We start from the raw sequence: 18,130 nt of genomic DNA on the forward strand, positions 1-18,130 counted from the left end.
CGAAGCGCCGGACCGCCCCCGATCGAAGATCGGGGGCGGTCTAGGCCGCCGCCGGGGACCGGGGCCTCACCCGTCAGTCCGCGACGCGAATCTCGGTGCGGCCTTCCCGCGCGGCGGCTTCGATATCGACGGGCGCGGGGCGGTCGGCGACGATCAGATCGACCTGGGACCACTCCGCCGCAATGATCCGGCCGGGCGCCTCGAACTTGGAGGCGTCCGCGAGGCAGATCGTCCGGCGGGCGTTCGGCAGGACCGCCCGGGCGAATTCGGCCTCTTCCGGCTCGTGGTCCAGAAAGCCCCGCGCCGCGTCTATGGCGACGATGGAGAAGAAGGCGAGATCGGGCACGAACCGGTTGGCGTATGCCGCCGCCTCGGCGCCAAAGGCCGCGCGATAGGTCGCGTTCACGGCGCCGCCCGCCAGGAACAGTCGCGCCTCCGACGTCGCCGCCAGTTCGCTGGCGGTTTCAAGGCTGTTGGTGACCACGGTCAGGTTGCGCATCGATGCGATCTCGCGCGCCATCCAGAAGGCCGTCGTGCTGGAATCCAGCAGCAGGGTCATGCCCGGCTCGACAAGGTTCGCCGCGCAGGCCGCGATCCGCTTCTTGACCTCCGCATTGACATTGAGCCGCTGACGCCAGGGCGCCTCGGCGCGCCGGTCGCGCAGGCGGACGCCGCCGTGCACCTTTCGCACCGCACCGTCCAGCTCCAGGCGCCGGATGTCGCGACGCACGGTTTCTTCCGAGACGGCGAAGGCGGCCGCGAGGTCGGCGATCGTGCACGATCCCTGATCCGACAGGGTCGAAAGAATGGCGTCGAGCCTTGCCGTCTGATTCAACCGATCCTCCCGGAACGCACCTCTATGTGACATGTGACGCCTGCGGACGTCAAAAGCCACATAAAAACGCAAAAGGCCACAATAGTTCACACCTGTGTCACAGGCGAAGCGTAGATCGCCCACTGAGACGGCTTGGCGCCGTCCAGCTCAGGGGATGTCATCATGGTTCTTTCAAACACGCGCTCCGGCGCGCGCGCCCTGCTGTGCGGCGTTGCGCTTGCTGCAGTCCTGCCCGCCGCAGCCTTGGCCCAGACCACGCAGGCCCAGACCACGCAGGGCCAAGGGGCGGCCGAGCCCGCCAGTCTCGCCGAAATCATCGTCACAGGCTCGCGCAACGCCACGCGTCGCGCCGAGGCGGAACAGCGTCAGGCCGACATCGTGTCGGAGGTGATCTCCGCCGATGAACTGCTGACCATTCCCTCCACCAGCGTGGCCGCGGCTCTGAAACGGCTTCCGGGCGTCAGCACCGTCAATGATCGCGGCACGGGCGACGCCCGCTACGTCAGCATTCGCGGTCTGGACAGCGCCCTGAACGTCTACACGATGAACGGGGTGCGGCTGGCGACGTCGGGTCGCGACAATCGCGCCGTGGCCCTGGACCTGCTGCCGCCGGACGGCCTGGACACCGTGCGCGTGGTCAAGAGCGTGACGCCGGATCTCGACGGCGACGCGGTCGGCGGCACCATCGACTTCCGCCTGCCCGGTCCGTTCGACTTCGGCGAGAACCTCGCCACCCTGTCCGCCCGCGCCAGCCGCGAGAACATCGCCGACAAGACGGCGACCGACCTGACCGGCGCCTTCTCGACCTTCCTGAACGAGGCCAAGACCCTGGGTCTTTATGGCGTCGTCTTCCACACCGAGCGGACCATCACCGGCGAGCGCAACGAGAACATCAGCTACAACACCAGCTGGCGTCCGGACGGCGTCCTGCCCGCCGACAATATCGTCTTGCCGGAGAGCACCGAGCTGCGGCTGGTCTCGCACGGCCTGGACCGGTTCGTGAACGACATCGATCGCACCGGCGGCAACTTCACCCTGGAATACCGCCCGTCGGCGGACGACGCCCTGCATCTGCGCGGCCTCTATTCGCAGTGGAAGAATGATCAGCTGCACGACTATATCGACGTCAAGACCAGCCTGAACGCGGCCGGAGAGATCGACGGCTTCTCGTCCCTGATGGGGGCCGAGGTGAAGCAGGAGGACAACCGTCTGGCCATGGTCGACTTCGGCGGCCGCCACGTTCGCAGCGCCTTCGAGCTGGATTACGACATCGCCTACACCTACGGCCGGACCGAGACGCCGAACCAGTGGTATATGGAATACGTCACTGACGACAGCCTGCCGATCTTCAACACGCCGATCAGCTTCGACGCCTCGGACAGCAAACACCCGACCTGGGTGTTGAGCGAGGCCCAGTCGACGGCCATGCTGAACCCCGACAATCTGAAGTTCGACTATGCCGAACTGTATCGCCGGATTTCGGAAGATTCCCAGGCCTTCGCCGCGACCAACCTGACCTGGTCGCCCGAGGGCCAGGGTCTGATCAAGACGGTCAAGGGCGGGTTCCGGTTCCGCCGGTCCCAGCGTGACTATGACCAGCAGCAGGACGTCGACAGCGGCACGCGCGACATTCCCGGCCTGGCCAGCGGCTCGTCCCTGTCCAGCCACAGCGACCTGATCGCCGGTTCGATCGACCATTTCGACGACGACCATTATCGGGACGGCACGCGTTTCGGCACGATCCTGGAGATGAACCGGGTGCTGGCCCTGCTGCAGTCCGCGCCGCGCGTGACCGACGAAGAATATCCCTGGAACCTGAACGACTCCACGGGCCATGAGACCAGCTACAGCGGTTACGCCATGGCGGTGCTGGAGCGGGGCGCCTGGTCGGCCACCGTCGGCGCGCGCCTGGAGCAGACGGACATCCATAACGAGGCGCTGGTGACGACCGAGGACGCCGACACCGGCGTCGTCACACGCGAGTTCGGCGGCAAGACCGGCACGACCGAAGCCAGCTACACCGAGTTCCTGCCCAGCCTGCACGTCGATTGGCGCCCGAACGCCGAATGGACCGTCCGCGCCGCCGTCTGGACCTCGTTCGCCCGGCCGAACTTCACCGACATCTCCAAGGGGATCAACGTCGAATCCAACGGCGACCGGATCGTCTCCATCTCCAAGGGCAATCCCGATCTGAAGCCGGCTGAGGCGCTGAACTTCGATCTGGGGGTGCAGTACTCCGGCGACCAGGGCTTCCTGTCGGTGGGTCTGTTCCGCAAGGAAATCGACAACTTCATCTACGTGTCTGCGGGGTCGCAGGTCATCGTCGGCGAGGACGGGGTGCCGATCACCACCTCGGCCAACGGCAAGGACGCCAGCATCTGGGGCGTCGAACTGGCCGGTCGTCGCGACCTGATCGCCGGCTTCTCGGCCTGGGCCAACTACACCTACCAGCCCAGCAAGGCCGATCCGGGCATCGCCTGGCGCGACAGCGTCGAAGTCGGCCTGCCCAATGCCCCCGAAGTGCTGGGCAATATCGGCATCGGCTACAAGCGCGACCGGTTCGACGCCGACCTGGGCTACAGCTATCGCGGCCGCTACATCGCGACCCTGCGCGCCAACGCCCTGGACGAATATATCCAGCCCCAGGCGACGCTCGACTTCGGCGCGCGTCTGCAACTGACCGACCAGCTGGTGCTCAGCCTCTATGGCGAGAACCTGACGGGCGAGGCCGGCTACTGGGCCACGCGCGGCAAGTCGGAACGCTACACCATCGGCTATCAGACCGCGCCGCGCATGCTGGGTCTGGGCCTGACCTGGCGTCGCTGAGGCGGCTCGCCTCAATCGTCGCAAGCCTGTCGCCCGCGCCGGTCATAAGATCGGCGCGGGCCCCTGTTTCGGAAAACACATCATGTCTGTCGATCGGCGATCTCTTCTGGCGGGTGGTTTGGCGGGCGGCCTGGGCGCGGCCCTGGCGGCGGGCCTTCCGGCGTCTCTGGCGCGGGCCCTGTCCATTCCGGCCGATGTCCGCAAGGGCACGATCGAGGATGTGGCCCATGTCGTGATCCTGATGCAGGAGAACCGCAGCTTCGATCATTATTTCGGCGCCATGGCGGGGGTGCGGGGCTTTGGCGACGCCCATCCCATTCCCGTCGCGGCCGGTTCCGACGGCGCGCCGCGCGACGTCTGGACCCAGACCGACCGCACGGTCCAGCCGCCTGCGGACATCAGCCCCTTCCATCTGTCGACTGAGGCGAATTTCGACCTGATGCGGATGGAGGGCACGCCCCACCACTGGCCCGACGCCCAGGCCGCCTGGGATCAGGGGCGGATGGCGCATTGGCCCGAGGCCAAGACCCAGCGCGCCCTAGGCTTCTACAGGCGCGAGGACATTCCGTTCCAATACGCCATGGCCGAGGCCTTCACCCTCTGCGACGCCTATCACTGCTCGGTCCAGACCGGCACCAACACCAACCGGCTGTTCCTGTTCAGCGGGACCAACGACCCCCACGGCCTCGCCGGCGGGCCGGTGGTCGACAATGTCGACGACGACCTGAACAAGCCCGACGACGACCAGCCGCGCTATAACTGGACCACCTACGCCGAGCGGCTGCAGGCGGCGGGGATCGACTGGCGCCACTACCAGAATCTGGCCGACAATTTCGGCGACAACCCCGTCCAGAACTTCATGGCCTACCGGCGGGCCTGGCGCGACGAGCCCGGCTCGGATCCGGCGCTGAAGGACCGCGCCCTGTCGACGCGCGATCTGGACCAGCTGAAGGCCGACGTCCTGGGCGGCCGCCTGCCGCAGGTGTCGTGGATCATCGGCACGGCCGAGGGGTCAGAACACCCCGGCCCGTCCAGCCCGGCCCAGGGCGCGGACTATATGGCGCGGGTGATCGACGCCCTGACCGCCGACCCCGCCGTCTGGGCGCGGACCGTGCTGTTCATCAATTTCGACGAGAACGACGGCTTCTTCGATCATGTGCCGCCGCCCGCGCCGCCTTCGCCCGATCCGCAGGCGCCCGGCGGCTTCGCCGGCGCCTCGACCGTCTCGACGGCCGGCGAATACCATCGTCTGCCCGCGCCCGGCGCTGACGGCGACACGGCGGAGTTCCGGGGCCGGCCTTATGGTCTGGGGCCACGCGTGCCCCTGTATGTCCTGTCCCCCTGGTCGCGGGGCGGCTGGGTCCATTCGGAAGTGGCGGACCACACCTCCGTCATCCGCTTCCTGGAGCGCCGGTTCGGCGTGATGGAGCCCAATATCTCGGCCTGGCGCCGCGCGGTCTGCAGCGATCTGACCACGGCCTTCGACTTCGCGACGCCCAATGCCGCCGATTTCGCGCGCCTGCTGCCGGACACCACCCAGGCCCGGACGCGGGCCGCAGCCATCCCGCATCAGCCGACGCCCGTCCTGCCCGCCGATCGCGCCCGGCCGCATCAGGAACCGGGCGAAAGGCCGGCCCGTCCGACCCGCTATCGGCTCGGCGCCACCTGCGACCTGAACGCGGATAGGCGCGAGGCCACGCTGACATTCTCGGTTCAGGGCGAACTGGCCGCTGTCTTCCATGTCTATGACCGGCTCCATCTGGACCGGATCCCCCGTCGCTACACCGTCGGGGCGGGCGAGAGCCTGAAGGGCGTATGGGCGCTGGCGGCTGACGGAGGGCGATACGACCTCTGGGTTCTGGGACCATCAGGGCTGGTCGGTCATTTCGTCGGCTGACGAGGGTCGAGGCGCGCAAGACGGTCCACTGGGCCGCCGCGCTGTCATAGACCATCTGCGTCGAGCCCCAGGACTCCGCTATCGAAGCCGCTCCCGTTCGTCCGGGGCGGCCTTTGTCATTCACGCAATATTGAGGTGTGTGAATAACACTTTTGAGTTGCAGTTCCTAAATTTGAAGGTCGTCATGCCCATGGGAGACTGGCTCCCCCGGAGGATTGTCATGATCAAAAAACTGATGGCTATCGTCAGCATCGCCGCTTTTGCTGGCGCGGCCTCGCTTGTTGCTCCCACGACAGCGAAAGCGTCGGGGCCATCTACCTACGCTGTTGAACAATGCGGCAACGGTTGGTGGGAGGAGTTGCAATACCCGACCTACGACGCGTGCTACATGGCTGCGGTCCAGTTCTACATCGAGCAGACTGGGGGCGCTGGCAGCAGCGGAGGCTCAGTGGTGCCCGACGTCCCTACCTGGCACCCCTGCCAAGGCACGCACATTGCCTGCAATCCAAGCGATTGATCGCTCGGTCATGAGCTAAGTTGCAAGGCGTCGACCGACTGCCCCGCAACGGAGGCCCGTCATCCGAAAGGGTGGCGGCCTTTTTGCTATGTTTCCGGCGATGTGGGGTCGAGATAAGGCTCGCCTCGCTCCCCAGCTTTCACGCGGGTCGCCAGCGCCGCGCGGCGCAAGTTTGCGGGATCGCACCAGCGGCTATCGTCGGGATCACCTGCGCGCCCTGACGCAGCGGGTGGAGGTCATAAGCAAGACCGAGGCGCGCATCATCGGCTCACGAACCGAGCTTCTGCGGGCCTAGGCGTCTAGCGATGGTGGGGGGTACGCCGCCGTTGGCGGAGTTCTCGGCTTTAAACCGAAGTGGCGCACCCGACAGGATTCGAACCTGTGACCCCTGCCTTCGGAGGGCAGTACTCTATCCAGCTGAGCTACGGGTGCGTGGTCGGCGAGACGCCGAAGAGGCCGCTTACAGCAAGCGGCGGGCGGCCTCAATCCCGAATAAGCAGATGAGGGCAGGATGACCGTCCCGAACCATCGCCGCTGGCTGACAGGTCAGCGCTCCCGGCCTCAAGCAGCGCGAAGCGCGGTAGGCCCCCTAAGAAAGCAATAGGGCGCTTGCGCCCTATTGCGCGGTCATGCCGCCGTCGATCTTGAACTCGGAGCCGGTGACGAATTTGGACTCGTCGGAGGCGAGGTAGAGGACGCAGTAGGCGACGTCGTCGGGTTCGCCGATCCGCTTCAGGGGGATGCCGCGGGTCAGGCGTTCGTGGGCCTTGGCCTCGTCGCCGCCGGCCATGGCGATGAAGGGGTCGAGGATCGGGGTCTTGATGAAGACCGGGTGGACCGAGTTGCAGCGCACGTTCCAGTCGGCCTTGGCCGCCTCGAGCGCCAGGGTCTTGGTGTACATCCAGACGGCGGCCTTGGTGGCGTTGTAGGCGCCCATGCCGGGGGCGGCGACCAGGCCCGCGATGGACGAGATATTGATGATCGAGGCCGGGGCGGCGGCGCGCAGATGGGGCATGGCGTATTTGGCGCCCAGCATGATCGAGCGCAGATTGATCTCGTACTGACGCTGCCAGTTCTCGACCGTGTCCTGTTCGACGAAGGCCAGGGGGCCGCCGACGCCGGCGTTGTTGACCAGGACCGACAGGCCGCCCAGGTCGGCGACGGCGGCGGCGATCACTCGCTCCCAGTCGGACTCGCCGGCCACGTCGTGGGCGTAGGCGAAAGCGGCGTCGGGGATTTCGGCGTTGATCCGGGCGGCCAGGGCGGCGACGCGGTCGCCGTCGATGTCGGTCAGGGCCAGGCGGGCGCCCTCGCGGGCCATCATCAAGGCCATGGCCTCGCCCAGGCCGCCGGCGGCGCCGGTGATCAGGGCGGTCTTGCCGGCGACGCGGCCGGGACGGTTGTGGGAGGCGGCCATCAGTCGTGTCCGTTTCCGGGCGTCAGGTCGCCGGTGATGGAGTCGATGAACTGGGCCATCTGCACATCGTGGTCGGTGACCCCGTCGGCGTCGTGCGTCGTCAGCAGGATTTCCACGCGGTTGTAGACGTTGAACCATTCCGGATGGTGGCCCATGGCCTCGGCCTGCATCGCCACGCGCGTCATGAAGGCGAAGGCGGCGCTGAAGTCATGAAACAGGATGGCCTTGACGATGGCGTCACGCCCGTCTTCGCCCGGTTTCCATCCGTCGAGCGCGGCGCAGGCCGCCTTTGCGCCGATGTTGCCGTCCATTCCGCGTCTCCTGCTCGATCTGTGTCGATTGATCCTGGCGTAAGGCGCCCGCAGGCGTGCGGCAAGGGTCGGGAACGCGGGATCAAGCTTGGGCGTTGATCTCCCTGTTAAGCGCGACCGTGGGCCCTGGCCTGATCGACGCGCGGTGGATGCGCCAAGGAGATGAGGATGGACAATCTGTGGATCGCCGCCCTCGATCCCGCCGACCGCAAGCGGATCGAACCCCATCTGGAGGAACGCGAGGTCGCGCGCGGCCAGATGCTGTACGACACCGGCGAGGCGGTCGATCAGGTCTGGTTCCCGATCAAGGGGGTGGTGTCGCTGATGACCGTCCTGCCCGATGACAAGATGGTCGAGACCGCCGCCATCGGCCGCGAGGGCCTGGTCGGGGTGACCTGCGGCCCGTTCAATGCCCGGGCCGCCAGTCGCGCCATCTCCCAGGGCGACGGCGTCGCCGCCTGTTGCTCCGCCGCCGTGTTCGGCGAGGCGCTGGATGCGAGCGAAAGCCTGCGCCAGGCCCTGTCGCGCTTCACCGAAGGCCTGATGGCCCAGGTGCAGCAGGCCGCCGCCTGCAACGCCCAGCACCGGCTGGACGAGCGGTTGGCGCGCTGGCTGCTGACCCTGCACGACCGGGCCGAGGACGATCGGATCGACCTGACCCAGGCCGACATCGCCGGCATGCTGGGGGTGCGACGCGCCACCGTGTCCGAGGTCGGGACCGTGCTGGAGGGCAAGAAGCTGATCCAGCGCGGCCGGGGCTGGGTCAAGGTGCTGGACCGCGACGGGCTGGAGGCGGCCTCGTGCGGCTGTTACGGCCTGATGCGCGAGGTGATGAAGGATCTGGAACTGCCCCAGCCTGAAGCCGGGGCGGATGTCGCCTGACGTCTGGCCGCCAGACTTCTGGTGGACTGACTTCTGGGTGACGGAAGGGCCGCGACGCGCTAGACCGCGCGCATGACCGACGCCTCCTCCCATGGCCCGCATTCGTCGGGCGACCGTTCCTCCTTCGGCTTCCGCGACGTGGACGCGCGCGAGAAGGTGAAGATGGTGCGCGGGGTCTTTGATTCCGTCGCCTCCAACTATGACGTGATGAACGACCTGATGAGCGTCGGCATCCATCGGCTGTGGAAGGACGCGGCGGCGGCCAAGCTGAACCCCCGGCCCGGCGAAACCATTCTGGACGTGGCCGGCGGCACCGGCGACATGGCGCGGCGCTACGCCAAGATGGCGCGCGCGGCCCAGGAGCGGCGGGGCGGCGAAGACGCTTCGGTGATCGTGCTGGACTATAACGCCGAGATGATCCTGGCCGGGCTCCACAAGGGCGGCGAGCCGGAGATGAGCTGGTCGGTCGGGGATGCGATGAACCTGCCCCTGCCGGACGCCTCGGTCGACGCCTATTCGATCAGTCTCGGCATCCGCAACGTGGCCCATATCGACAAGGCCCTGGCCGAGGCGCGGCGGGTGCTGAAGCCGGGCGGGCGGTTCCTGTGCCTGGAGTTCTCGCGCCCCACGGCCGGGCCGGTGCGTAAGCTCTATGATGCCTGGTCCTTCCACGCCATTCCGCGCATCGGCGGCTGGGTGGCCAAGGATCGCGACAGTTATCAGTATCTGGTCGAGAGCATCCGCCGCTTCCCCGACCAGGCGGCCTTCAAGGGCCTGATCGAGGACGCCGGCTTCAAGCGCGTCTCGGTGACCAATCTGTCGGGCGGGATCGCCGCCATCCACCACGGGTGGGCGATCTGACCCGGGTCTATCGCACGGCCCCGCCGCCGCCCGCCACGGTCGCGGTGCAGAACCCGGTCGCGGCCTTTCTGCGTCTCCTGGGCTGGCTGTGGGTGCTGGCGCGCCATGACGCCCTGATCCCGCGCGAGGCCAATCCCCTTCTGCCCGTCTGGGCCCGACCCTTCGCCCGCGCCGTGCAGATGCTGGCGGGCCGCGACGGACGTCAGGGCCGGCCGGGCCAGAGGCTGGGCAAGGCGTTCGAGCATCTGGGGCCGGTGGCGATCAAGCTGGGTCAGGTCCTGGCCACCCGCGCCGACATCTTCGGCCTGCAATTCGCGCGCGACCTGGGCCGGTTGAAGGACGCCCTGCCGCCCTTTCCGCTGGAAGAGGCGCGGCGCGAGATCGAGATGTCGCTGGGTCGGCCGGTCGAGAGCCTGTTCACCGACCTGAGCCCGCCGGTCGCCGCCGCCTCCCTGGCCCAGGCGCACCGCGCGACCCTGGCCGACGGTCGGGCCGTGGCGGTCAAGGTGCTGCGGCCGGGGGTCGAGCGCCGGGTCGCTGACGGGCTGGACGCCATGCGGCTGGGCGCCGCCCTGGTGTACCGGCTGGCGCCCCTGTCGCGCCGCCTGGAGCCCCAGGCCTTCGTCGAGACCATCGCCAATTCGATGGATCTGGAGCTGGACATGCGGCTGGAGGCGGCCGCCGCCAGCGAAATGGCCGATGTCATGGCCAAGGACGGCTATATGTCCGCCCCCGCCGTCGTCTGGGACGGGGTGGGCAAGCGGGTGCTGACGCTGGAATGGGCCAGGGGCGTGCCCATGACCGATCCGGCCCTGACCGACCTGCCCGGTCTGGATGTCGACCTGCTGGCCGACAATGTGGTGCGCGCCTTCCTGGTTCAGGCCCTGGACCACGGTGTGTTTCACGCCGACCTGCACGAGGGCAATCTGTTCGCCAACGCCCCGGCCCATCTGACCGCCATCGACTTCGGCATCGTCGGGCGGCTGGGTCCGGCCGAGCGGCGCTATCTGGCCGAGATCCTGTGGGGCTTCATCAGCCGCGACTACGACCGGATCGCCCGGGTCCATTTCGAGGCCGGCTATGTGCCGCCGCACCATTCGGTCGAGACCTTCGCCCAGGCCCTGCGCGCGGTCGGCGAGCCGGTGATCGGCCGCGCCGCCAGCCAGGTGTCGATGGGCCGGCTGCTGGGCCAGCTGTTCGAGATCACCGCCCTGTTTGACATGCGGCTGAGGCCCGAACTGATCCTGCTGCAGAAGACCATGGTCTCGGTCGAGGGGGTGGCGCGCCGGCTTCAGCCCGACCACGACCTGTGGAAGGCAGCCCAGCCGGTGGTCGAACGCTGGATCCGCCGCGAGCTGGGACCCCAGGCCCAGGCGCGCGACGCCCTGAACGAGATGATCGCGGCGGCCCGGGCCATCTCGCGTCTGGTGCAGGAGCCGCCGCGTCCGGCGACGGTGGTCATCGAAAAGTCGGGAACTCCCGCTTGGGTGACGGCTTCAGTCACGGTCGCGGTCGTCGCGGCCCTGACGGCCTTGGGTCTCTCTGTTTGGCCCTATCTGCACTGACCGGAGCCTTCGCATGAAGACCAGCCTGATCAAGACGGTTCTCGCCGCAGCCCTGTTTGCGGCGCCTGTGCCTGCCCTGGCCCAGGCGGCTGCGGGCTCGGTGCCCAACGCCTTCGATGGCGCGCCGGCCGCAGCCGCGCCCGTCCCCGCACCGGTCGAGGCCCAGGCGCCCGCTGCGGCCCAGGCGCCGGACATCGCCCGGGCCGAGACGGCGCTGCGCGGCGTGATCGCGGCGGTTCAGGGCGCGGGCTTCGACTATTCGGTCTTCACCTCGGATCTGGCGACCCGGATGCGGCAGCTGTCGCCCGAGATCAGCCCCCTGATCAAGAGCTTCGGCGCCGTTCGCAAGGTCGAGTTCCTGAAGGCCGAGGGCGACGCCCAGCTGTTCCGCGTCACCTTCGACAACAAGGTGACCGAATGGATGATCCTGTTCGATCCCGAGGACCGGATCGCCGGCCTGCGGTTCCGCCCCGTCGAGGCCTGAGGCGAAGGCCGATGCGAAGGCTTGGGCGGGCCATCCTAAGGCCAAGCTGATGCGCTAAGCCCTGGAATGACGGCGCTTTTCCCGTCTTCTGGGGTTTCAGACATGAAATATTCCGTCGCCGGCCTCGGCATGATGGCCCTTCTCTCCGCCTGCGCGAGCGGCCCGGGTGGAGGCCCCGGCGGTCCGGGCGGCGAAGGCGGCCCGCCGCCGCAGCGATCCGAAATCTTCGTCAGCCCCTATGGCGAGCTGTTCGTGTCCGAGCTGGGCGAGCCCTATCCGGTCGCGGCCTGGTTCGCCGACGCCGACGCCGACAGCGACGGCCGCCTGACGGCCGAGGAGTTCGCCGCCGACGGCCGGCGCTGGTTCGGGACCCTGGACCAGGACGGCGACGGCGTGGTCGGCCCGTCGGAGATCTTCGCCTATGAGCGGCTGGTCGACGCCACCTTCACCGCCCTGGGCGGGGGAATGGGCGGGGGAATGGGCGGCGGTCGAGGCTCCGGACGGGGCTCGGGTCGGGGCTCGGGTCGGGGCGGGCCGCCCGGCGGCGGCCAGATGAACCTGAACGGCGACCAGCAAGACCCGATGGGCGGCATCGGCGGAATGGGCGGTCAGGAAGGCGGCGCCGCGCCGTCCAAGCCGCGCGCCCAGCCCTATCGCGGCGGGACCGAACGTCTGGCGCGCGCCGGACTACTGTCCGTGCCCCAGCCGGTGCGGGCGGCCGACCGCAACGCCGACCAGAAGATCACGCCCGACGAATGGACGGCGGCGGGCGAGCGCTGGTTCGTCCTGCTGGACCAGGATCACGACGGGATCCTGACGCTGGAAAGCCTGCCGAAGACGGCGGTGCAGGGCGGGCCGGGTCAAGGGCGTGGCGGACGTCCCCCACGACGTTGAACCAGCCTCGCTAATCCAGGGCTGCTAATCCAGGTTCGGGCGGCCGCGTCCCGACTTGATCGAGGCGCGGCTGGTCTTGGCCTTCAGCCGGCGCTCCTTGGAGGCCTTGGTGGGTCGGGTCGGGACGCGGAAGACCGGCCGGATCGAGGCCTCGTCCACCAGGGCCTGCAACCGTTCGATCGCGTCGGCGCGGTTGCGCTCCTGGGTGCGGTGGCGGACGGCGGTGATCAGGATCACCCCCTCCAGCGTCAGCCGGCTGCCGGCCAGCTTCATCAGCCGCGCCTTGACCGGCTCGGTCAGGCTGGGGGAGTTCCTGACGTCGAACCGCATCTGGACGGCGGTCGAGACCTTGTTGACGTTCTGGCCGCCCGGTCCGCCGGCGCGGTAGAAGTGGAACTCCAGCTCGTCCTCGGGGATGGTCGTCATGTCGCGACCCGGCGGGCCTTGACCACGGCCTGGTCCAGGGCCTGGAGGAAGCGCGAGCGGTCGGCGGCCGAAAACGGCGGCGGACCCGAGGTGGCCACTCCCATCGACCGCAGATGCTCGCCCACCATCCGCCCGGCCAGGGCCGAGCCGATGGAGTCCGGGGTGAAGGGCTGGCCGTTGGACTTCAGCGCCTGGGCTCCGGCCTTCAGGCAGCGGTCCGCCAATGGAATGTCGGCGGTGATGACCACATCGCCCACGCCCGCCCGTTCGGCGATCCAGTCGTCGGCCACGTCAGGCCCGGCGTCCACCACCACCTGTTCGATCAGGGCCTCGCGCGGGACCTGCATCCAGCCGTTGGAGACCACATAGGTCTTCAGCCCATAGCGCCGCGCCACGCGATAGACCTCCTCCTTCACCGGGCAGGCGTCGGCGTCGATGTAGAGGGCGGTCGGCATGGGCCTGACCTAGCGCGGACGGGGGTAGGGCGTCGATACCCGGTGCGGTCGGAGGGGCCGGGGGTGCCCTCCCTTTCATTCGTCATCCTCGGCCTTGTGCCGAGGATCCATACGCCCGGTGTGTCCGTGGCGGACTCTGACGGCATTGGATTTGGAAGGTCAGCTGGAAACGAGAGCGTGGCCTGGACGGCTAACCGGCGCTACGTTTTGGCGGCTCGCTGCTCGCCATCAAGGCGTTGAGTTCGGCGATGCATGTCAGCATCTCGTCCTGCGCTCCCAGGAAGCCTAGCAGACGGCACATGCCGAGGAGGGTGATCGAGAAGGCGTGACAGGCGAAACCTACCGTCTGCCCAATCCTTGCCGAATCCGGGCCGAAGGCGAAGCCATAAAAGCCTTCCTCATCGTCAGCCGAGAGGTAGTTGGTGGTGGATAGTAAGGTCGGGTGGGCTGCAGCGCCGCATAGCCATTTGTAGTAGGCGAAATGATCTGGGAAATCGCCGAGGGTCGCCAACTGCTCAATGCCGGGGACTTCGCGGCGCCCACGACGGGCCTGGATTGTTTGGGCGATCTGCTTATCGATCTGCCGAACAACGTCGGGATGATCGGCCATAAGCTTTTTTGCCGCTTTGTCACGACCAAGCTGACTTTTCATCTCTTCGCTGATGAAGTCTTCCGAACCGGCCAGCGGGGATTTTGCAATGTAGGCTACCCAGAAGCCGGTTTCGTAAATGGAGCGCACGACGGTCTGCGCTTCGATAGTCTGACCACGTTCAGCAAGCACGATTGCTCCGCCGAACGAATGAGCGACACGTGCCGTCAGTCGCATTATCAGCGCAACCGGGTGTCGGATTTCTTTGCCGTTTAGGCTTGGAACGTGATCGTTCATCAACCTCATGCCGAGGCGGTTGAAGCGCCGAGCAAAGTCAAACCATTCGGCGTTTTCAACGATGTGGTGCGGACGAAACTCGTCGATGACGGGGGCCAGCATCCCATCCACCTTTATGGAAGCGATAGCATCCGCTTCCGTCATCGAGATCATTGGTGGTTCGGACATGGCCCACCATAACGCGGGCTCGCTAAACTAAAAATGGGATGTCTCCGGGCCTTCAGACGCATCGTTGGATGCTGCCGATAGGGACGAAATGAGTCGCTTGCGATATCTATGGAACTTGTCTCAATCGAGTGCGCCACAGCCTTATACCGGGAGTATGGATCCCGGGGACAAGCCCCAGGATGACGGTAAAGGTAGGGATCTTCCGGCGCCGGTCGTGCGGACGCGCCCCCTCCGTCACGGCGCGAAGACGCGCCGCGCCACCTCCCCCAGAGGGGGAGGAGACCGGGTTGATGGACCTTGGGCCGCTGGCCTCTTCTCTTTCGTCATTCCGGGCGAAGGGCCTCTTGGCCCGGAGACCCGGAACCCAGCGGCGCGCGGAGCGCGAACCTGTCGCGGATTCGGTCTTTCGGCATCCTGCGGCGGATAGATTTCGTCTTCGGCGCCGCTGGGTTCCGGGTCTCCGCTACGCTCCGCCCGGAATGACGAAAGAAGGGTGGAGTCGCCTCCCCCAGGGGGGAGGAGATGAAAAAAGGGCGGGGCCTTGCGGTCCCGCCCTGGTCGTTCAGGCTCTAGACGGCCGTCAGTTGCGATAGGCCGGCGGCATCGGCGTCTGTTGCCGATAACGGTCGCGCAGCAGCAGGGCGCGGCTGGTCAGGGGTTGTTCGACGCCGTCGATGAAGACGGCCGAGGGCTGGCTGAGGGGCTCCAGCGGGTCGCCGGACCAGACCACGACGTCGGCGGCGGCGCCCGGCGCGATCTGGCCGAACTGTCCGCCCATGCCGAAGATCTTGGCCGGATTGACCGTCAGGGCGGCGATGGCGGCGCTATAGGGCAGGCCGTGCGAGACGGCGTTGCCGGCGTTGTAGCGGGCCTCACGGGCGCGGTGGGTCGACCCCTCATTGCCCTTGATGGCGATGACGACGCCGGCCGCGTTCAGGGCCGCCGCATTCTCCATCCGCGCCGCCCGCATCTCGAAATCGCTGGGTAGGTTGGAGATGGGGTTCAGCAGGACGGGCACGCCGGCCGCAGCGATCTCGCCGGCGACCAGCCAGCCTTCCTCGGCGCCGTCCAGGATCAGCTTGATCCCTTCCTCGCGCGCCAGACGCAGCACCTGCTGGATGTCGGACGCCCGGTGGACGCTGACGATCAGGGGCATGGAGCCGTTGGCGACGGGGATCAGGGCCTCCAGATCCGCGCGCGACAGGCTGAGGTCGCGCAGGCCCGCCCGCTCATAGGCCGACTTGTTGCGGGCGTAGAGGCGGACCTCGGCCATGGTCTCCTTGAACAGGACGAACTGGGCCCCGCGGGCGCCGCCGGCGATGTCGGCCCCGGCCTCGCCGAACGGGGCGACCATGGCCACGCGCGGCTTGACCAGGATGTTGGCGTCCTGACCCAGGTCGATGATGGCCGCCTGGCCCGCGAACAGGCCCGGCGTCTGATAGCCGCCCTCGCCGGCGCCGGCCGTTTCGTCCTCATGCACATGACCGCCGGACGAGCCGGGGTGCTGGGGCACGACCACGGCGCGGGTGATGCCGCCCAGGCGCGCCACCGGCAGGGTGAAGGACCAGGGGTCCAGGCCGTAGGAGATGTCGAAGGCGGCGCTGAGGGTGTTGGCGCTGTTGCGCAGCTCGTTGGTGCCGCCGACGGCGCCGACCTCGGTCCCGGCGAGGCCGGAATCGACGGCGACGAAGCCGGGGGCGACCACCTTGCCGGTCGCGTCGATGACGCGGGCGCCGGAGGGCGCTGCGCCGGCGCCGACCGAGACGATCTTGCCGTCACGGATCACGACCGTGCCGCGCTCGATGACCGAGGTTCCGGTCAGGACGCGGCCGCCGACGATGGCCACGGTGTCCTGAGCCAGAGCAGGGGCGGCGAGGGACAGGGCGGCCACGGCGCCCGCGAGGATATGGGACAGACGCATCAGCGGGCTCCTTCGGCGACGTTGGCGGCGGTCAGGCCATAGCCCGGCTGGCCCAGCTCGAAGTCGCTGGTCGGCTGATAGGCGGGGTTGGTCCGGTCGAAGGTCAGGGCGCCGTCGATGAAGACCTGGTCGGCGCGGGCGTAGATCGAGAAGGGATCGGCGCTCCAGATCACCACATCGGCGCGCTTGCCGGCCTCCAGCGAGCCGGTCTGGTCGGCGATGCCGATGGCCTTGGCGGCGTTGGAGGTGATCCAGCCGATGGCGTGTTCTTCCGAGATGTTCAGCCCGGCGCGACGACCGGCCGACAGGGCGGCGGCGGCCTCCTGATTCAACCGTTGAGTCAGTTCGGCGTCGTCCGAGTGGATGACGGCGCACGAGCCCTGCTGGGCGTCCACCAGGGCGGCGTTCTCCTCGATGGCGTCCAGGGCCTCCATCTTGAAGCCCCACCAGCCGGTCCACATGGCCGCGCAGATGCCGTTCTGGGCCAGTTGCGGCGCCAGCTTGTAGGCCTCGGTGGCGTGGTGGAAGGTGGTGATCCGGTAGCCGAATTCCTTGGCCATATCGATCATCATGGCCATTTCGTCGGCGCGGTAGCAGTGGTTCTGGATCAGGATGGACCCGTCCAGCACCCCGACCAGGGTCTCGCTCTGAAGATTGCGGGTCGGGGCTGCGCCCTCGCCGGTCTCGCGCCACTTGTCCCATTTGGCCTTGTAGTCGCGGGCGGCGATGAAGGCGGCGCGGTAGCCGGCCATATTGCCCATGCCGGTCGCCGGGCTCTGGTTCCGCGAGCCATAGACGCGCGAGGGGTTCTCGCCGCAGGCCATCTTGACCGTATAGGGGGCGTCCGGGAACTTCATGCCCTGCATGGTGATCGAGGGCGTATTGCGGATGGTCACGCCCCGGCCGCCGAACAGATTGGCCGAGCCGGGCAGGATGTGAAGCGTGGTGACGCCGCCGGCGCGGGCGGTGTTGAAGCCCGGATCCTGGGGCCACAGCGAATGTTCGGCCCAGACCTGGGCGGTGTTCGGGCTGGTGGCCTCGTTGCCGTCGCTCATGCCCTGCACGCCGGGCGACGGATAGACGCCTAGGTGGCTGTGGACGTCGATGACGCCGGGGGTGACATAACGGCCGCGCGCCTCGATGACGCGATAGCCGGCGGGGACGGGGGTCGAGGCGTCGCCGACGGCGGCGATCCTGCCGTCCGTGACCACGACCACGCCATTGTCGATCTTGCGGTCCGTCCCGGTCAGGACGGTGGCGCCGACCACGGCGAAATTCTCGCGCGGCAACGGTTGATAGGTGGACGGATAGGGGTTCAGGGTGGTCGCCGGATCCAGGCCGGCGGCCAGGGTCTTGTCCTTGGACGGCGCGGCGGCCTCCGAGTCCGTATCCGTGGTGGCGCAGGCCGCCAGGCCCAGCATAGCGCAGCCTATGGCCGCGAGGCTGACGCCCCGCAGATGATGTCCGATCATCAGATCCCCTTTTCCCGACGACACGCCAGCCCGACGTGTCTTGCGACAGTCATAGGAGGGGCATCTGCCGGAGGCGTCAAAAGATTTCGATGTTCTTTGGGTTGTGCACCTCCCCGTTCGCGAAGGCGAATGGGGAGGACAGACCGCGAAGCGGTCAGGAGGGGGCGACACGGTGGCTGACGGGAGCTTCATGCGGTGGATGGCCCGGGGCGGGTGACGGCGCGACGAGACGCGGGATAGGGCGGAGTCGCCCCCTCCTGGTCGCTGGCGCGACCGGTCCTCCCCATTCGCCTTCGCGAATGGGGAGGTGAGA

Annotated in this window: 17 protein-coding genes and 1 tRNA gene; 9 read left to right on the forward strand and 9 right to left on the reverse strand. The window is 67.9% G+C overall.

All coding sequences use genetic code 11. The annotated features are described in order from the left end of the window. Positions 1-73: 73 nt before the first annotated feature. Positions 74-835: a DeoR/GlpR family DNA-binding transcription regulator gene (locus tag ACVPT3_RS17645; protein ID WP_492042127.1), complete on the reverse strand. Its 762-nt coding sequence runs from the start codon at positions 833-835 to the stop codon at positions 74-76. Positions 836-997: 162 nt separating this feature from the next. On the opposite strand from ACVPT3_RS17645, the gene ACVPT3_RS17650 reads away from it, so the two are divergent. The 4 genes from ACVPT3_RS17650 to ACVPT3_RS17665 all read left to right on the forward strand — a co-directional run bounded on the left by ACVPT3_RS17650 (position 998) and on the right by ACVPT3_RS17665 (position 6,370). Continuing rightward, positions 998-3,661: a TonB-dependent receptor gene (locus ACVPT3_RS17650; RefSeq protein WP_492042128.1), complete on the forward strand. Its 2,664-nt coding sequence runs from the start codon at positions 998-1,000 to the stop codon at positions 3,659-3,661. Positions 3,662-3,740: 79 nt separating this feature from the next. After that, entirely contained in the window at positions 3,741-5,558 is a 1,818-nt protein-coding gene (locus ACVPT3_RS17655) for a phosphocholine-specific phospholipase C (protein ID WP_492043848.1), read from the forward strand. 220 nt (positions 5,559-5,778) lie between these two features. Next, positions 5,779-6,075 (forward strand): hypothetical protein, encoded by a 297-nt coding sequence (locus ACVPT3_RS17660; protein ID WP_492042129.1) that lies wholly within the window; start codon positions 5,779-5,781, stop codon positions 6,073-6,075. Between the two features lie 172 nt (positions 6,076-6,247). Continuing rightward, positions 6,248-6,370, forward strand: a complete 123-nt coding sequence (locus ACVPT3_RS17665; RefSeq protein WP_492042130.1) for a hypothetical protein — start codon at positions 6,248-6,250, stop codon at positions 6,368-6,370. Between the two features lie 60 nt (positions 6,371-6,430). Here the strand turns inward: ACVPT3_RS17665 and ACVPT3_RS17670 are convergent. The 3 genes from ACVPT3_RS17670 to ACVPT3_RS17680 form a co-directional block, all read right to left on the reverse strand. Next, a tRNA-Arg gene (locus ACVPT3_RS17670) sits at positions 6,431-6,507 on the reverse strand. A 184-nt stretch (positions 6,508-6,691) separates the two neighbouring features. Then, positions 6,692-7,492 carry an SDR family oxidoreductase gene (locus ACVPT3_RS17675; protein WP_492042131.1) on the reverse strand — a complete coding sequence of 267 codons (801 nt, stop codon included), beginning with the start codon at positions 7,490-7,492 and terminating at the stop codon, positions 6,692-6,694. After that, complete coding sequence (locus tag ACVPT3_RS17680; RefSeq protein WP_492042132.1) at positions 7,492-7,803, reverse strand: 4a-hydroxytetrahydrobiopterin dehydratase; 312 nt, start codon at positions 7,801-7,803, stop codon at positions 7,492-7,494. The genes ACVPT3_RS17675 and ACVPT3_RS17680 overlap by 1 nt, the downstream gene beginning before the upstream one ends. A gap of 168 nt (positions 7,804-7,971) precedes the next feature. On the opposite strand from ACVPT3_RS17680, the gene ACVPT3_RS17685 reads away from it, so the two are divergent. The 5 genes from ACVPT3_RS17685 (at position 7,972) to ACVPT3_RS17705 (ending at position 12,489) form a co-directional block, all read left to right on the forward strand. Next, positions 7,972-8,685, forward strand: a complete 714-nt coding sequence (locus ACVPT3_RS17685) for a Crp/Fnr family transcriptional regulator (RefSeq protein ID WP_492042133.1) — start codon at positions 7,972-7,974, stop codon at positions 8,683-8,685. Positions 8,686-8,757: 72 nt separating this feature from the next. After that, positions 8,758-9,546 (forward strand): class I SAM-dependent methyltransferase, encoded by a 789-nt coding sequence (locus ACVPT3_RS17690; protein ID WP_492042134.1) that lies wholly within the window; start codon positions 8,758-8,760, stop codon positions 9,544-9,546. Next, positions 9,534-11,111, forward strand: a complete 1,578-nt coding sequence (ubiB, locus tag ACVPT3_RS17695) for a 2-polyprenylphenol 6-hydroxylase (protein WP_492042135.1) — start codon at positions 9,534-9,536, stop codon at positions 11,109-11,111. Before ACVPT3_RS17690 ends, ubiB begins: the two co-directional genes overlap by 13 nt. 13 nt (positions 11,112-11,124) lie before the next feature. Next, the gene (locus ACVPT3_RS17700) at positions 11,125-11,595 is read left to right on the forward strand and encodes a hypothetical protein (protein WP_492042136.1); all 471 of its coding nucleotides are present in this window, start codon (positions 11,125-11,127) and stop codon (positions 11,593-11,595) included. 102 nt (positions 11,596-11,697) lie between these two features. Next, positions 11,698-12,489 carry a hypothetical protein gene (locus tag ACVPT3_RS17705; RefSeq protein WP_492042137.1) on the forward strand — a complete coding sequence of 264 codons (792 nt, stop codon included), beginning with the start codon at positions 11,698-11,700 and terminating at the stop codon, positions 12,487-12,489. 24 nt (positions 12,490-12,513) lie between these two features. Here the strand turns inward: ACVPT3_RS17705 and arfB are convergent, their stop codons facing one another. The 5 genes from arfB to ACVPT3_RS17730 form a co-directional block, all read right to left on the reverse strand. Then, positions 12,514-12,915 carry an alternative ribosome rescue aminoacyl-tRNA hydrolase ArfB gene (gene arfB, locus ACVPT3_RS17710; RefSeq protein WP_492042138.1) on the reverse strand — a complete coding sequence of 134 codons (402 nt, stop codon included), beginning with the start codon at positions 12,913-12,915 and terminating at the stop codon, positions 12,514-12,516. Further along, positions 12,912-13,370: a YaiI/YqxD family protein gene (locus ACVPT3_RS17715; RefSeq protein ID WP_304935340.1), complete on the reverse strand. Its 459-nt coding sequence runs from the start codon at positions 13,368-13,370 to the stop codon at positions 12,912-12,914. Before ACVPT3_RS17715 ends, arfB begins: the two co-directional genes overlap by 4 nt. Before the next feature lie 190 nt (positions 13,371-13,560). Further along, the gene (locus ACVPT3_RS17720) at positions 13,561-14,424 is read right to left on the reverse strand and encodes a DUF5677 domain-containing protein (protein ID WP_492042139.1); all 864 of its coding nucleotides are present in this window, start codon (positions 14,422-14,424) and stop codon (positions 13,561-13,563) included. Positions 14,425-15,004: 580 nt separating this feature from the next. Beyond that, positions 15,005-16,345, reverse strand: a complete 1,341-nt coding sequence (locus ACVPT3_RS17725; protein WP_492042140.1) for an amidohydrolase family protein — start codon at positions 16,343-16,345, stop codon at positions 15,005-15,007. Further along, positions 16,345-17,817 (reverse strand): amidohydrolase, encoded by a 1,473-nt coding sequence (locus ACVPT3_RS17730; protein WP_492042141.1) that lies wholly within the window; start codon positions 17,815-17,817, stop codon positions 16,345-16,347. The genes ACVPT3_RS17725 and ACVPT3_RS17730 overlap by 1 nt, the downstream gene beginning before the upstream one ends. Positions 17,818-18,130 lie beyond the last annotated feature (313 nt).

This window comes from Brevundimonas sp. FV1ps31S (genome assembly GCF_058681265.1).

Bases quoted from the DNA above. Each gene is read 5' to 3' on its own strand.
- ACVPT3_RS17685 (WP_492042133.1), top strand. From the start codon at position 7,972: ATGGACAATCTGTGGATCGCCGCCCTCGATCCCGCCGACCGCAAGCGG.
- ACVPT3_RS17730 (WP_492042141.1), bottom strand. From the start codon at position 17,817: ATGATCGGACATCATCTGCGGGGCGTCAGCCTCGCGGCCATAGGCTGC.
- ACVPT3_RS17705 (WP_492042137.1), top strand. From the start codon at position 11,698: ATGAAATATTCCGTCGCCGGCCTCGGCATGATGGCCCTTCTCTCCGCC.
- ACVPT3_RS17660 (WP_492042129.1), top strand. From the start codon at position 5,779: ATGATCAAAAAACTGATGGCTATCGTCAGCATCGCCGCTTTTGCTGGC.
- ACVPT3_RS17690 (WP_492042134.1), top strand. From the start codon at position 8,758: ATGACCGACGCCTCCTCCCATGGCCCGCATTCGTCGGGCGACCGTTCC.
- arfB (WP_492042138.1), bottom strand. From the start codon at position 12,915: ATGACGACCATCCCCGAGGACGAGCTGGAGTTCCACTTCTACCGCGCC.
- ACVPT3_RS17650 (WP_492042128.1), top strand. From the start codon at position 998: ATGGTTCTTTCAAACACGCGCTCCGGCGCGCGCGCCCTGCTGTGCGGC.
- ACVPT3_RS17720 (WP_492042139.1), bottom strand. From the start codon at position 14,424: ATGTCCGAACCACCAATGATCTCGATGACGGAAGCGGATGCTATCGCT.
- ACVPT3_RS17675 (WP_492042131.1), bottom strand. From the start codon at position 7,492: ATGGCCGCCTCCCACAACCGTCCCGGCCGCGTCGCCGGCAAGACCGCC.
- ACVPT3_RS17700 (WP_492042136.1), top strand. From the start codon at position 11,125: ATGAAGACCAGCCTGATCAAGACGGTTCTCGCCGCAGCCCTGTTTGCG.
- ACVPT3_RS17725 (WP_492042140.1), bottom strand. From the start codon at position 16,345: ATGCGTCTGTCCCATATCCTCGCGGGCGCCGTGGCCGCCCTGTCCCTC.
- ACVPT3_RS17715 (WP_304935340.1), bottom strand. From the start codon at position 13,370: ATGCCGACCGCCCTCTACATCGACGCCGACGCCTGCCCGGTGAAGGAG.
- ACVPT3_RS17680 (WP_492042132.1), bottom strand. From the start codon at position 7,803: ATGGACGGCAACATCGGCGCAAAGGCGGCCTGCGCCGCGCTCGACGGA.